The organism is Amycolatopsis arida, from assembly GCF_900115565.1.
In the GTDB taxonomy this organism is placed as follows: Bacteria; Actinomycetota; Actinomycetes; order Mycobacteriales; family Pseudonocardiaceae; genus Yuhushiella; species Yuhushiella arida.
Genome location: NZ_FOWW01000001.1, coordinates 665,041 through 678,278, shown reverse-complemented (window position 1 = coordinate 678,278; position 13,238 = coordinate 665,041). Strand labels below are relative to the sequence as shown.

Annotated in this window: 12 protein-coding genes; 8 read left to right on the top strand and 4 right to left on the bottom strand. The window is 74.7% G+C overall.

Going from position 1 to position 13,238, the window contains the following annotated elements; all coding sequences use genetic code 11:
* The first annotated feature begins 3 nt into the window (after nucleotides 1-3).
* The 4 genes from BM051_RS03210 to BM051_RS03195 are packed head-to-tail and all read left to right on the top strand — an operon-like array spanning nucleotide 4 to nucleotide 4,827.
* Nucleotides 4-1,560 carry an ABC transporter substrate-binding protein gene (locus BM051_RS03210; protein WP_092527610.1) on the top strand — a complete coding sequence of 519 codons (1,557 nt, stop codon included), beginning with the start codon at nucleotides 4-6 and terminating at the stop codon, nucleotides 1,558-1,560.
* Nucleotides 1,561-1,565: 5 nt separating this feature from the next.
* Entirely contained in the window at nucleotides 1,566-2,483 is a 918-nt protein-coding gene (locus tag BM051_RS03205) for an ABC transporter permease (protein WP_208325932.1), read from the top strand.
* Entirely contained in the window at nucleotides 2,480-3,373 is an 894-nt protein-coding gene (locus tag BM051_RS03200; protein WP_243859524.1) for an ABC transporter permease, read from the top strand. The genes BM051_RS03205 and BM051_RS03200 overlap by 4 nt, the downstream gene beginning before the upstream one ends.
* The gene (locus BM051_RS03195; RefSeq protein ID WP_208325931.1) at nucleotides 3,370-4,827 is read left to right on the top strand and encodes an ABC transporter ATP-binding protein; all 1,458 of its coding nucleotides are present in this window, start codon (nucleotides 3,370-3,372) and stop codon (nucleotides 4,825-4,827) included. The genes BM051_RS03200 and BM051_RS03195 overlap by 4 nt, the downstream gene beginning before the upstream one ends.
* On the opposite strand, the gene BM051_RS03190 is transcribed toward BM051_RS03195, so the two are convergent.
* Nucleotides 4,797-5,684, bottom strand: a complete 888-nt coding sequence (locus BM051_RS03190) for an NAD(P)H-binding protein (protein WP_092527603.1) — start codon at nucleotides 5,682-5,684, stop codon at nucleotides 4,797-4,799. The two genes, BM051_RS03195 and BM051_RS03190, sit on opposite strands and share 31 nt — an antisense overlap.
* Nucleotides 5,685-5,784: 100 nt before the next feature.
* On the opposite strand from BM051_RS03190, the gene BM051_RS03185 reads away from it, so the two are divergent.
* Nucleotides 5,785-6,708, top strand: coding sequence for an LLM class flavin-dependent oxidoreductase (locus BM051_RS03185; protein ID WP_208325930.1), 924 nt, complete (start codon nucleotides 5,785-5,787; stop codon nucleotides 6,706-6,708).
* Nucleotides 6,709-6,789: 81 nt separating this feature from the next.
* The gene (locus BM051_RS03180; RefSeq protein WP_092527600.1) at nucleotides 6,790-7,491 is read left to right on the top strand and encodes an MBL fold metallo-hydrolase; all 702 of its coding nucleotides are present in this window, start codon (nucleotides 6,790-6,792) and stop codon (nucleotides 7,489-7,491) included.
* Nucleotides 7,492-8,549: 1,058 nt separating this feature from the next.
* Here the strand turns inward: BM051_RS03180 and BM051_RS03175 are convergent.
* Complete coding sequence (locus BM051_RS03175) at nucleotides 8,550-10,856, bottom strand: patatin-like phospholipase family protein (RefSeq protein ID WP_243859523.1); 2,307 nt, start codon at nucleotides 10,854-10,856, stop codon at nucleotides 8,550-8,552.
* Nucleotides 10,857-10,981: 125 nt separating this feature from the next.
* Between BM051_RS03175 and dprE2 the strand changes: the two genes are divergently transcribed.
* Nucleotides 10,982-11,725 (top strand): decaprenylphospho-beta-D-erythro-pentofuranosid-2-ulose 2-reductase, encoded by a 744-nt coding sequence (gene dprE2, locus BM051_RS03170; protein ID WP_092527597.1) that lies wholly within the window; start codon nucleotides 10,982-10,984, stop codon nucleotides 11,723-11,725.
* A gap of 67 nt (nucleotides 11,726-11,792) precedes the next feature.
* On the opposite strand, the gene BM051_RS03165 is transcribed toward dprE2, so the two are convergent.
* Together BM051_RS03165 and BM051_RS03160 are read right to left on the bottom strand one after the other, a co-directional pair.
* Nucleotides 11,793-12,245, bottom strand: coding sequence for a hypothetical protein (locus tag BM051_RS03165; protein ID WP_092527594.1), 453 nt, complete (start codon nucleotides 12,243-12,245; stop codon nucleotides 11,793-11,795).
* Nucleotides 12,246-12,330: 85 nt separating this feature from the next.
* Nucleotides 12,331-12,807 (bottom strand): hypothetical protein, encoded by a 477-nt coding sequence (locus BM051_RS03160; RefSeq protein ID WP_092527591.1) that lies wholly within the window; start codon nucleotides 12,805-12,807, stop codon nucleotides 12,331-12,333.
* 200 nt (nucleotides 12,808-13,007) lie between these two features.
* Between BM051_RS03160 and BM051_RS03155 the strand changes: the two genes are divergently transcribed.
* A complete protein-coding gene (locus tag BM051_RS03155) occupies nucleotides 13,008-13,235 on the top strand; it encodes a hypothetical protein (protein WP_092527588.1) in 228 nt (75 codons plus the stop codon).
* Nucleotides 13,236-13,238: the final 3 nt, after the last annotated feature.

Sequence of the window (13,238 nt, the reverse complement as noted above, 5' to 3'; positions counted from 1 at the left end):
CGCATGTCCCGAGTTCATCCTGCCCTGCGCGGGGCCGTCGCACTGGTGCTGGCCGCGGCGCTGGCACTGGCCGGGTGCGCCACCGCGCCGCCGGGCGCGGGCGACGGTCCGGGGCTGACCATCGTCACCAGCTTCGCCATCGCCGACCTCGATCCTGTCGAGAACGGGTACTGGGGCAACGAGTTCGGCTACGCCGAGCTGCTGATGCGACCGACCCTCGACGGCACCCCCGAGCCCTGGCTGCTCACCGCCGTGCGCGACACGGCCCCGACGACGTGGGAGCTCACCCTGCGCGAGGGGGTCCGGTTCCAGAACGGCACGCCGCTCGACGCGGAGCGCCTCGTCGCGTGCCTGCGTCACCAGCTCGCCGAGAACCCGGTCCTGCGGGCGACGCTGCCCGGCGCGACCGTGGAGCCGACCGGCACCCACCAGGTTCGGCTGACCACCACCGACCCCACCCCGAACGTGCCGAACCTGCTCGCCGAGGAGTCGCTGTTCAAGGTCTACGACCAGGCCGCCTACGAGCGCGCGAAGGGCGACCCGGCCGCGCTGGTGGCCGCCAGGATCTACACCGGGCCGTACACGGTGGACGGGCTGGACGCCGAGCGGCTGCGGCTGGTGCCCAACGACGACCACTGGGCCGGCCCGCCGCCGCTGCGCCGCTACGAGGTCCGGTTCGTCACCGACCCACAGGCCCGGCTGCTGGCGGTGCGCAACGGCGAGGCCGACCTCGCGCTCTACCCGCCCACCACGATGGCCACCGTGCTCGAGGGCCGGAACGACGCCTTCTACCTCACCGGCACGCCGACCAGCCCCACGTTCGGGCTCTACCTCAACCACCGCAGGGCGCCCTTCGACGACGTGCGGGTGCGCAGGGCGGTGCAGCGGGCGATCGACTACCGGCAACTCGCCGACGACGTGATGTCCGGCCGCTACCGGCCGGCCACCGGGATCTACGCCGAGACCCTGCCCTACGCCGTGCCCACCCAGACCACCGACCCGGCCGCCGCCGCGGCGGAGCTGGACGCCGCGGGCTGGACCGCCGGCCCCGACGGCACCCGCTCCCGCGACGGCGTGCCGCTCACGTTCGAGCTGCTCAGCTACCCGCAGCAACCCGACTCGGAGACGCTCGCGCTGGCCGTGCAGGCCCAACTCGCCACGGTCGGGATCACCGTCACCATCCGGTCGGTGCCCGACATCGACGCCACCCTCAAGGAGGCCGACAGCTGGCAGGCCGGCATCGGCGGCAGCTCGATGCTGTCGTTCTCCGGTGACCCGATCACCCCGCTGCGCAACGGTTACCGCAGCGACTCGCCCAACAACCGCGGCGGGATCGCCGATGCCGAGCTCGACACGCTGATCGACCGGGTGAGCACCGAGTTCGACGAGGCCACCCGGCACGCGTTGCTGCGCGACGTGCAGCGCCGGATCGGCGAGCAGGCCCACGTGATCTACCTCGGGATGCGGCTGCCGAACGTCATCGCCGGGCCGCGCTGGAAGGGCTACCGCATCCAGCCGGCGCTGATCTGGGTCGACGCCACGACCGCGCCGGCCGCCTGATGGCCGTGGCCGGTCGGGTGGGTCAGGCGGCGCTCACCCTGCTCGTGGCGAGCGTCGCGGTGTGGACGTTGCTCGACCGCACGCCCGGCGACCCGGCGCAGCGGGTGCTCTCCGCGCGCGGGATCACCGAGCCGGACCCGGCGCTGGTCGCCGCCACCCGCGCCGAGCTCGGCCTGGACCACCCGTTGCCGGTCCGGTTCGGACAGTGGTTGCTCGGCGCGCTGCGGGGCGACCTCGGCGTGTCCTGGCGCACCGGCCGGCCGGTGGCCGAGGAGTTCGCCACGCGGCTGCCGGCCACGCTCACCCTCACCGCGGTGGCGTTGCTGATCGCCGTCGGGCTGGCCATGGTGCTCGGGCTGGTCGCGGCGGCGGCGCCCCGCCGCTGGCCGGACACGGTGAGCAGGGTCGTGTCGCTCGGCATGCTCGCCGTCCCCGGCTTCCTGCTCGGCGTGCTGTTGCTCGACGTCGTGGTGGTGCGGCTCGGCGCCGGCAGGGTGATCAGCGACGGCACCCTCGCCACCGTCGGGCTCCCCGCGCTCACCCTCGCGCTGACCTCGGCGGGGGTGTGGGCGCGGGTGCTGCGGGCGGCGGTGCTCGAGGCGAGGTCGGCACCGTTCCTGCACGTCAGCGCCGCGCGCGGGGCCACGCCGCGGCGCCGACTGGTCGTCCACGTGCTGCCGCACGCGCTGCCGCCGTTCCTCACGGTCGTCGGACTGAGCACCGCGGCGTTCCTCGGTGGCGCGCCGATCGTGGAGACCGTGTTCACCTGGCCCGGGCTCGGCCGCTACGTCGTCGAGTCGATCCACGCGAGGGACATGCCGGCCGTCGCCGGGTTCACCCTGCTCGCCGTGGTCGCCTACGTCGTGGTCAGCCTCGCCGTGGACGTGCTGCTGCGGCGGATCGACCCGAGGTCGCGGCCATGACCATGGGCACCGCGCTGAGCAGGGTGACCGGGATGGCGGCCCGGCCCCAACTGGTCACCGTGCCAGCCGGTCTCGGCCGCCGGCTGCGGGCGCACCGCGGGTTCGTCGCCGGCGTGGCCTTCCTGACGGTGGTCGGGCTGCTCGCCCTGGTCGGCCCGCTGTTCGCCGACGCGGCGGTCACCCCCGACTACCGCGACCAGCTCGCCCCGCCGAGCGCCGAGCACTGGCTCGGCACGGACCAGGCCGGCCGGGACGCCCTCGCCCGCACGGTGGCCGCGGCCCGCACGTCGCTGGGCGCGGCGCTGCTGGTGTTCGCCATCACCACGGCCGCCGGGCTGCTGCTCGGGGTGGCCGCCGGACTGCTCGGCGGGGTGGTCGACGCCGTGCTCAACCGGCTGGTCGACATCCTGCTCGGGCTGCCGACGCTGGTGCTGAGCCTGGCGGTGGTCGGCGCGCTCGGCCCCGGCTTCGGCACGCTCGTGCTGGCGATGACCGTGACGGAGTGGGCGCGGCCGGCCAAGCTGGCCCGCGCGCACACGCTCGGCGGGATGCGCCGGCCGGACGTGGTGGCGGCGCGGATGGCCGGCGCGAGCACCTGGCGGGTCGCGGCGGGGCACGTGCTGCCCGGGGCGCTGACCCAGGTGCTGATCGCCGCGACGCTGGGGTTCGGCGAGGTCGTGCTGTTCCTGTCCGGGCTGTCGTTCCTCGGCCTCGGCGCGCAACCGCCCACCCCCGAGTGGGGCGCCATGCTGGCCGAGACGCGGGAGAGCTACGCCGTGGCGCCGTGGCTGCTGGTGGGGCCCGGGGTCGGGCTGGTGCTGTGCCTCGCCGGGGCCGCGCTGGTCAGCGAGGCGTTGCGGGACTGCACCGACCCGGCGGAGCGATCGTGACCCCGGCGTTGGACGTGCGTGGGCTGTCCGTGCGCTACGCCACCGGCACGCTCGCCCTGTCCGATGTGGATCTCCGAGTGGAGCCGGGCGAGTGCGTGGCTCTGGTGGGGGAGTCCGGGTGCGGCAAGACGACCCTCGCGCGGGCCGTGCTCGGCCTGCTGCCGGCCAGGGCCGCCGCCACCGGCGCGGTCCGGGTGGCCGGGCGCGGGGTGCTCGGCGCGCCCGCCGCGCGGCTGCGGGAGCTGCGCGGGCGGCTGGTCGGCTACGTGGGCCAGGACCCGTTCGCCGCGTGCGACCCGCTGCGCACCGTCGGCCACCACGTCGCCGAGGCGTGGCGGGCGCACGGTCTGGCGCCGCCACCGGGGGAGGTGGTGCGCCGGCTGGCGGCGCTGGACGTGCCCGAGCCGGCCGTGCGCGGCGCGGAGCACCCGCATCGCTGGTCGGGCGGGATGCTGCAGCGGGCCACCGTGGCCGCCGCGACCGTGCACGGGCCGCCGCTGACCGTCGCCGACGAGCCCACCAGCGCGCTGGACGCCGACCTCGCCCGCGCCGCGCTGCGCGGGTTGCGCCGGGCCAGCGACGCGCTGCTGCTCATCAGCCACGACCTGGACCTGGTCGCCGAGCACGCCGACCGGGTGGTGGTGCTGGCCGGCGGGCGGGTGGTCGAGTGGGGGCCGACCGGGGCGGTGCTCGCCGCGCCGGCGCACGAGGCGACCCGCCGGCTGGTCGACGCCGCGGCCCCGGTGCCGCTGCCGGCCACGGCGGTGACCCGCTCGACCCGCTCGACCCGCTCGGGGCCGCCGGTGGTCGCCGCCCGGGGTGTGCGCCGGCACTACGGCCCGGTCCGGGCGGTCGACGGGGTGACCGTGGAGATCGGCGCGGCGGAGGTGCTCGGCGTCGTCGGCCCGTCCGGGGCGGGCAAGTCGACGTTGTTGCGGTTGCTGGGCGGCATCGAGCGGCCCGACGCCGGCACGGTGGAGTTCGCCGGGGTGCCCGCGTGGCCGCCGGGACGGCGCCGGCCGGTGCTGCCCCGGCCCGGCTACGTCATGCCGGTGTTCCAGGATCCGCGCGGCAGCCTGGACCGGCGGTGGCCGCTGTGGCGCAGCATCACCGAGCCGCTGGTGCTGGCCCACGGCCGGATGCCCGCGCCCGCGCGCCGGCGCCGGGCCCGCACGGAGCTGGCCCGTGTCGGGCTCGGCGGGGTGGACGTGACCCTGCTGCCCGGGCAGCTCTCGGTCGGGCAGGCGCAGCGGGTGGCGATCGTGCGCGCACTGATCGCCCGGCCGGCGCTGATCGTGGCCGACGAGCCCACCGCGAGCCTGGACCCGACCACCGCCCGCGACGTCGCCGCGCTGCTGCGGGAGGCGGCCGGGTCCGGCGCCGCGCTGGCCGTGGTGAGCCACGACGTGGCCCGGTTGTCCTCCTATGTGGACACCGTGCTCGCGCTGGGCTGAAAGTCGGCGCGGTGGTCGCGCACCCACTCCCGGAAGGTGCGGGCCGGGCGGCCGGTCACCTCGGCCACCGTGGTCGTGACCGGCTCGGCGACGTCCCGCATCGTGGCCTGGCCTTCGAGGACGGCGTCGACCAACTCGGCCGGCCAGCCATGGTCGAGCATGTCCCGCCGGGCCTGCTCGACCGAGGTCTCGACGAAGCGCAGCGGCCTGCCGATCTCCTCGCCGATGATCCGGACCTGCTCGGGTACGGGAAGCCGCTCCGGCCCGGTCAGCCGGTGGACCTTGCCGGCATGGCCGTCCTCGGTGAGGGCGCGGACGGCGACCGCGGCCATGTCGGCCTCGTGGATCAGCGGGCTGGACAGCGTGCCGAACGGGCCGCGGACCTCGTCGCCGGCGCGGATCTGCTCGGCCCAGCCGAGGGTGTTCACCGCGAACCCGCAGGGCCGCAGGAACGTCCACTCCAGACCATCCTGTCGCCGGATCAGCCGTTCGAGGTCGGCGTGGAACTGGTTGATCGGGTCACCCTGCCGCTCCTGGTCGTCGCGCACGCCCAGTGAGGACAGGTAGACGACACGGCGGGCGTTCCGGGCGATCTCCCGCACCACGGCCTCGGCACCGGTGGAGTCGAGGAACGGCCAGATGAGGAACACCCCGTCGGCGCCGGCCACGGCGGGGCCCAGGGTCTCGGGCCGGGACAGGTCGCCGCGGACCCGTTCCACGTCGCCGGGCAGGTCGGCCTTCTCTGGGGCGCGGACCAGCGCCCGGACCCGGACGCCGGTGTTCCGCAGCCGCTCGACGACCTGCCGGCCGACGTTGCCGGTCGCGCCCGTCACCACGATGGTTCGTTGTTCGGTCATGCCGACGAGCCTAGGAGCTCCAGCTGAGTGGAGGTCAATGGCTTGATATGGAGTTAACTCGAGGTCGCAGGCTGGTGGGGAACGCGATGAGAGGAGTCACATGACTGATCCGGAAGGCCGGCGCAACCCGCGCATCGGGATTTTCCTGCCCTACATGAGCGAGGCGGTGGGGCGGGGACCGGACATCGCCACCGCGGCCCGGCACGCCGAGGAGGTCGGCCTGGACGCTTTGTGGGTCGGCGACAACCTGACGGTCGGTGACACGCCGATCGTGGAGTCCACGCTGGCGCTCGCCACGGCCGCCGCGGTGACCCGGCGGGTGGCGATCGGGTTCTGCGTGATGTTGCCCGCGCTGCGGCCGGTCGCGTGGGCGGCCAAGCAGGTCGGGACGTTGCAGCACCTGTCCGGCCACCGGCTGGAGCTCGGCGTCGGGGTCGGTGGGCCGGACGAGTACCCTGCGGTCGGTGTGCCGGCCGCCGAGCGTGGCCGTCGCACCGACGAGTTCCTGGCCGCGCTGCCGGCGCTGCTGCGCGGAGGCCCGGCGCCCGTGCCGGGCGTGCCGGGCTCGCCGGAGGTCGTCCTCGCGCCGGCCGCGCCGATGCCTCCGGTGTGGATCGGCGGTGGCTCCGCCGCCGCGCTGCGCCGCACCGCCCGGTACGGGGACGGTTGGTTCGCCGACATGGCCACGCCCGAGCGGCTGCGTGAGGTGGGCGGCCAGCTGCGGGACATGGCCGCCGAGCACGGCCGGCCCGCGCCCCGGCTGGCGACCGCGGCGCTCGGCGCGCTGAGCGCGCGCCCGGACCCGGACCTGGCCGAGCGGCAGGCACGCCGGTTCGCCGAGGCCTTCGGGTGGGATCCGGACGATGTCAGGGACATGGTGGTCACCGGGACCCCGGCCCAGGTGGCCGAGCGGGTGGCCGAGTACGCCGCCGCCGGCGCCGACTCGCTGGCGTTCCTGCTGGACGGCGACTGGCTGGCCCAGTGCGACCTGCTGGCCGAGGTTCGCGAGCTGGCCGCCCGCTGAGCGATCGCGGTCGACCGTGGCGGCTACGCCCTGGGTGGAACCGGCGGCGGGTGGTGGGCCCCCGTGGCTAGTGTCGCCGGCATGAGAACCGAGGAGATTGGCCCGCGGCTGCACCGGATCCTGTTCGGCTTCGGCCAGGCCTACCTGTGGCGGGACGACGACTCGCTGACCCTGATCGACACCGGCTGCGCGGGGGACGGCGCGGAGGTCGCGGCGGCGTTGCGGTCGCTCGGTCTGCGGCCGGATGACCTCGACCGGGTGGTGCTGACGCACTTCCACGAGGACCACGCCGGCGGTGCGGCCGAGATCGGGGCGTGGCCGGGGGTGACGGTGCTCGCGCACCGGGCCGACGCGCCCGTCATTCGTGGCGAGGTGCCCGGGCAGCCGCCGAACTTCACCGACTGGGAGCGCGAGCTGTACGCCAGGGTCGCCCCCGACCTGCCGCCGGCGCCGCCCGCGCGGGTGGACGTCGAGCTCACCGACGGCGACGTGCTCGACTTCGGCGGCGGGGCGCGGATTGTCGGCACACCGGGGCACACCGACGGGAGTATCGCCATCCACCTGCCCGCGCACCGGGTGCTGATCACCGGCGACATCGCGGCCCATGTGGACGGTGAGGTGATGTTCGGTGTGTTCCACGTCGACTGGGACCGGGCGATGGCGTCGTTCCGCCGGCTGGCCGACCTGGACGTCGACACCGTCTGCTTCGGCCATGGCGACCCGGTCACCCGCGACGGCGGCGCCCGACTCCGCGCGGCGGCCCACCAGACAGCATCCGGCTAGCTCCAGAGCGAGGAGGCGCGGGCGTTAGCTGCGAGCCGAAGGTGGCCTTGGGTACGTACGCGGTACCGGAGGCACCTGGCTCGCGTCCTGCCGGCGGACCCGCCCGGTCAGGACGCAAGGCTGCCGCCCGGGGACGCATCTCGGCGGGCGGGGTGCCTCCCACCCAGCGCGGGTTCCGGCCGTTCCCACCCGGATCGGAGCACACCGAGCCAAGCGCGAGGCAGCCGTCGTATCCACCCGGCCTCGGGGCACGCCCCGATAGACGAGGGGCATCATCCATTCCCCCTCCCCACCCCGATCCGAAGCCGCTGTGCGGTCGGCGGTGCCGTGTCAAGGCACGCTTTCCCGCCTTGACACGGTGCCGACGACCGTCAACACAATCAGGCTTCGAGGTGGGGACCACAACACCCGCGACGCGGTAACCCCGGCACGGGATGCACCCGCAGCGGGTATGCGAGATGTGCCCCGCGGCGCGACACACCTCGCCCGTGAACCCGTCGAGTTGTTCCCATCCCCCGAAAGGGATCCACAGATTTCGCGCGCACCGTCCCAGCACTCCCGGCGGCGATACGCTGGAGCGGCCCGGCGACCCCCCGGGGCGGGCGGGCCGCGCCCTCCGCGCGGGTGAACGGGTGCACCCTCCCCGTCCCCTTCTGGGGCCGGCAGTGTCTGACGGGGTGGGGCTCGCGTCCAGGGCGCCTTCGGCGTCGCTGCGCGATTCGCTTCGCTCACCCTTGACCCGAGCCCCACCCCGCACAGGACCGGCAACGACGAAGGGAACGGGGCAAATTAAGGCGACGCCACGCCTCGGGTGATGCTGGGGCGGTCCATCCGTGCCGGCCCGGCCGCCCGGCTGGCACGCGTCGGAATCGCCGCGGCGAGGTACTGCCTGCGGGTGCCAGCGGCGTGAGGCCCGATGTAGGGGAGTGGCGCGCGTCCCGCCCGCGAGTCCTACGCTCGGGACGTGAGTTCCCCGTAGGGGACGGCGAGTTCCGCGCTCAGGACCGTGACTCCCATGCGCAGGACCGCGAGCTTCCGTGCCGTCCGCTTGTCGACCACTACTCCGGGGGTGTCAGCCGGAGTACCGGGTTGACCGGGGCGGTGCCGTCGAACGGCTCGGCCAGGTGGGTGTCGGCGAGCGCGGCGAGCTGGTCGAACGTCGCTTCGATGCGGTCGGAGTACGGCTCCTCGCGCGGCCACGGCCCGGCCGGGTCGGCGAACCAGCACGCCAGCTCCTCCGGCACGCAGTAGTGCGCGGCCCTGCGCTTGTAGAGCGGGCCCCGCGCCCTCGCCTGCCGGGCCAGCTCGCGGTACTCGCGCAGCGCCAGCCGCATCCGGATCCACCGATACCGGTCGGTCTGGGTGAACCCCGGCGCGCCCTCGTCGGGGTCGGTGAACCGCCGCCGGAGCACCTCGCCCGCCTCGTACCCGCGCAACGCGAGCGCGGCGATCACCTCGGGCGGCATGAACAGGTTCGTGCCACCCTCACCCAGCCCCTGCCGCACGTGCGCGATCCGCCCGCGGAAGCCGGGCAGCGCCGCCTGCATCGTGTCCCGCCAGCCCAAGAAGGTGTGCAGGATCCGCCCGGCGAGCGCGCCCGCGCCGGCGCCGATCTCGGCCCACGGCACGGTCGGCCCGGTGGCGTCCTGGCGGGGCAGGAACACCTCCTCGCCCGGCCGCACCGCGCGGTCCAGCGTCTGCAGGTTCAGCCCGAACGTGGGCCAGCGCGGCAGCAGGGTGTCGAAGAAGTGGATCGGGAAGTTGCTGGTGATGCCACCGTCGGAGAACCAGTGCTGCCGCCCCTTCTTGTACAGCGGCACCGGGCAGATCAACCCGGGCAGCGACAGGCTCATCCGCACGGCCAGCACCACCGGCAGGTCCCACGGCTCGGGCAGCCGGTGCAACCGGACGGCGCGGTGCGTGGGACAGTGGTCCGATGTGGACGGACCGGCGGCGAGCAGCTGTCGGACCACCCGGCCGGGGACGATGCCGTCCAGGCAGGACGGGCAGAACTGCCACCGGTCGTCGTCACCCGTTCCCGGCAGGAACGGCAGCCGGTACGGCCGGCCGGCGGAGAGGTCCGTGCTCATCAACGCCAGGTTGATCACCCGCTCGGCCGGACGCAGTGCCATCTCCCGCAGCCGCGCCGGGTCCTCCGGCGCCCCCGGGTCGGCCAGCGGGCCGCGCCACAGGTCGCCGAACGTCAGCGCACTGGGGTGCTCGCCGCCGGCGTCCGGGGTCAGGCCGGCGAGGTCGTCGATCCGGTCGGCCAGCCACGTCGCCAGCGGCGGCACCCCGGTGGACCTCGGCAACCCGGCCAGCCGGTCCAACCAGGTCGCCGTGTAGGGCATGGCACCGGGCACGATGCCGAACCGGAACCGTCGAGCGTCGGTGAGCACCGGCCAGCTCGCCCTGGCGTAGATCACCGCGAACGCGGCCAGCGCGGTGAACGTCGTCAGCAACCAGCACAGCGTCACCGCGGTGGCCCCGACCAGCCAGCCCCGCACGGTCAGCGGTGGCCCGAGCGTTCCCCACAGCGCGAGCGCCACGGCCCCGATCAGCAGCGGGGTCGCCAGCACCAGCGCGCCACGGCGCAGCCACCCGGCGGCCACGGCGAGCACCCAGGTGGCGGCGAACGCGGTCGGCAGGGCGGTGAGCAGCACCACCGGCCAGCCCGCGGCGTTCCACCGGGACGGCGCGAGCACCCAGAGGTGCAGCGCCGGCCCGGCGACCCAGCCCGCGAACAGCACGAGCAGGGTCAGCCCGGCGAACCGGCTCACCGCGGCCAGCAGCGCGGTGAGCACGGCGACGATCCGCTTGCGTCCGGTGGTCTCCGGGGACTGCATCGTCGCGATCAGCACCCGGAACACCCGGCTCAGCGCGGCGTTCGGCTGGAAGAGCTGCACCAGCCGCCACCGCTCCGAGCCGCTGCCGGAGATCATCCAGTCGACGAGCTCGGCCAGCCCGGCGAAGCCCGGCCGCACCCGGTGCCCGGTGACGGTCTCCGGCTGCTCGGCGAGGCGGCCGTACTCGGCGGCGGCGGTGGCCGCGGCGGCGATCGCGCCCGCCGAGGCACCACCCACCGAGCGGAACACGTAGTGTCGCGCCAGCGAGCACACGGCGAGCGGGTAGATGACCCCACTGGTGGTGCCGCCCCGCATGGTCAGGTCGCACGAGTGGTCGGCGTACTCCCGGTGCCGCCGCTCGTCGCCGTCGCGGGCCAGCGCGTCGGCCTCCGCCGGGGTCCAGCGCAGCCAGTCGGCGGTGAAGCCGGTCGTGTAGCCGGCGGGATCGGTCAGGTTGAGGTGCCGCACCCTCGCGACGGGGTCGTGCGCCTGCCCACTGTGCTGTTCGCCGTTCGCCACGGGGGAGCCTCCGGACGTCGAGATCGCGCCTCGACGCTACCGGTTCACGCAGCGGGCCGTGGCGAGATCCGCCGGACGGTTACCGAACCGCGAGCCGCACGCGGTCGTCCGGCAGACTGCGCGGGGTGAGTGGAACGGTTCTGCTGCTCGGTGGGCGCAGCGAGATCGGGCTGGCGGTGGTCGAGCGGCTGGTGCGAGCGGGCCCGCGCGACGTGGTGCTCGCCGCGCGGCGCGGTGCCGACCTCGACGGCGAGGAACGGCGGCTGCGCGCGGCCGGGGCCACCCGCGTGCACCGCGTGGAGTTCGACGCCGACGACGTGGCCGCGCACGGCCGGGTACTGGCCGAGATCCAGGCCCGGCACGGCCCGCTGGACGTGGTGCTCGTGGCCTTCGGCGTGCTCGGCGACCAGGCCAGGGCCGAGGTGGACGCCGCGCACGCGCTGGCCGTGGTGCACACCGACTACGTCGCCCAGGTCGGCGTGCTCACCGAGGTGGCGAACCTGCTGCGCGCCCAGGGCGACGGCCGGATCGTGGTGTTCTCCTCGATCGCCGGGGTGCGGGTGCGGCGGGCGAACTACGTGTACGGCTCGGCGAAGGCCGGGCTGGACGGATTCGCCAGCGGGCTGGCCGACGCGCTGCACGGCAGTGGGGTGCGCCTGCTGCTGGTGCGGCCCGGGTTCGTGGTCGGCCGGATGACCCGGGGGATGTCGCCCGCCCCGTTCGCGAGCACCCCGGACCAGGTGGCCGACGCGACGGTCGCCGCGCTGCGCCGGGGGCGTGGCGAGGTGTGGGTCCCCCGGGTGCTGCGGCCGCTGTTCGCGGTCCTGCGCCTGCTGCCGAGGGCGATCTGGCGGCGCATGCCGCGCTGACACCGAGGCCCGGACAGGGAGGCGCCCCGCCCATGGCAGCGGGCGGGGCGCGAGGTCGGTTCGTCGGTCAGATGACCAGGAGGGTGAACAGCTCCGAGGACGCGGCCGCGTAGACGGTGCTCTCCGGGTGGTAGACGCGCAGGGTGAGCTGGGTGGACACGCTGAAGCTCAGGTTGAACTTGAAGCTGCCGTTCGGCCGGCACGGCGCGGCCGCCAGGTCGACCCACGCACCGGCCTGCAGCGCCTGCACGATCACGAACTCGCTGCTCGTGGCGTCGGCCGAGCGGCCGGTCAGGTCGACGTCGAGCCGGCCGTGGAGCTTGACCTTCTCGTTGACCTTGACCTTCTGCTTGTCCAGTTTGGCCTGGACCTTCACCTTCTTCTTCTGGGCCTCGGTGGACTGGGTGTCGGCCGGTGCGGCCGGGAGCGCGACCGCCGTCGTCGGGACGGCGATCACCAGGGCGCAGCAGATCGCCAGCGCCGCGAGGAGTCGACTGGGGCGGAAGGGTGACGCGTTCATGGACCAAGTGCACCACCGCCGAGCTGCGCTAACAGCGTTCATGCCCCGATCGATTCGGGCGAACCACCCGGGTGAGTGACCGGGATCACACAGAGAACGGAACGGTGCACGCGACCTCGGCCGTGCCGTCGCCGCCCACGGTCTCGGCCGTGTCGTTGGCCACCACCACACCGTCCACCCGGATCGCGCACCGGAGCGGTTGCTCCTGCGGTGTGGCGCTGTTGGCGAACACGCTGATGCCCAGCTGGCCGACCTCGACGTGCTCCTCGGTGAACTCGAAGTCGAACGGTTCGCCCCGCAGCTCCACGTCGGTCGCGGCACCCGCGCGGGACACCCGCATGAGGGTGTCGTGCGGGCCGGAGACGGTGATGTGGACGGTCCGGGGAGCCGGCTCGTGCCGGGCCGGGTCGGGTGCCTGGTGCGGGGCGGAGCCCTGGTTCCGGTCCGTGTCGTGGCTCGGCGCGGCGGCGGGGCCGGGTGCCGGCGGCGGCGTGGCCGGGCCGGTGAGCGCGACCACCGCGCCGATGGTCACCGCGGAGAGGGCGAGCGCGAGTCGTTTCATGGCGCATTCCCTCCGTCGCCGGCCGTCACCACGTCGATTCTTCCACCCCATGGGGGCATGCGGGAGGCCTGTCGCCCGAAGGGCAGGTCCACCCGGTCGTGCGCCCCGGCCGATTGCCCGCTGTTCGAACATGTGTTCTAATGGGTGGGCCGGCCCTCGGTGGGGAAGACTGGGGCCGGCCCTGACGTGAGGAGGGGTGCGTGGCCTGCAAGATCACTCACAAGTTGAGCAACCAGGAGCTCCGGTTCGCCAACCGGGACGCCGCCGAGCGCTACGCCGAGATCATGGGTGGGGGAGTGGACCGATGGGTGTTCAGCACGGCGCCACGGCACGAGTCGGCACCGCGCCGGCGCGTCGTGCTGTGGCACGGCACGCCGGCGGCGACGAGCCCCGCGGGCACCAGGGACAGTGGTCGGCCGTCTCGATGATGC

Coding starts and splice junctions, on each gene's coding strand:
- BM051_RS03200 (WP_243859524.1), top strand. CDS start 2,480: ATGACCATGGGCACCGCGCTGAGCAGGGTGACCGGGATGGCGGCCCGG.
- BM051_RS03160 (WP_092527591.1), bottom strand. CDS start 12,807: ATGAAACGACTCGCGCTCGCCCTCTCCGCGGTGACCATCGGCGCGGTG.
- BM051_RS03190 (WP_092527603.1), bottom strand. CDS start 5,684: ATGACCGAACAACGAACCATCGTGGTGACGGGCGCGACCGGCAACGTC.
- BM051_RS03185 (WP_208325930.1), top strand. CDS start 5,785: ATGACTGATCCGGAAGGCCGGCGCAACCCGCGCATCGGGATTTTCCTG.
- BM051_RS03165 (WP_092527594.1), bottom strand. CDS start 12,245: ATGAACGCGTCACCCTTCCGCCCCAGTCGACTCCTCGCGGCGCTGGCG.
- BM051_RS03180 (WP_092527600.1), top strand. CDS start 6,790: ATGAGAACCGAGGAGATTGGCCCGCGGCTGCACCGGATCCTGTTCGGC.
- BM051_RS03210 (WP_092527610.1), top strand. CDS start 4: ATGTCCCGAGTTCATCCTGCCCTGCGCGGGGCCGTCGCACTGGTGCTG.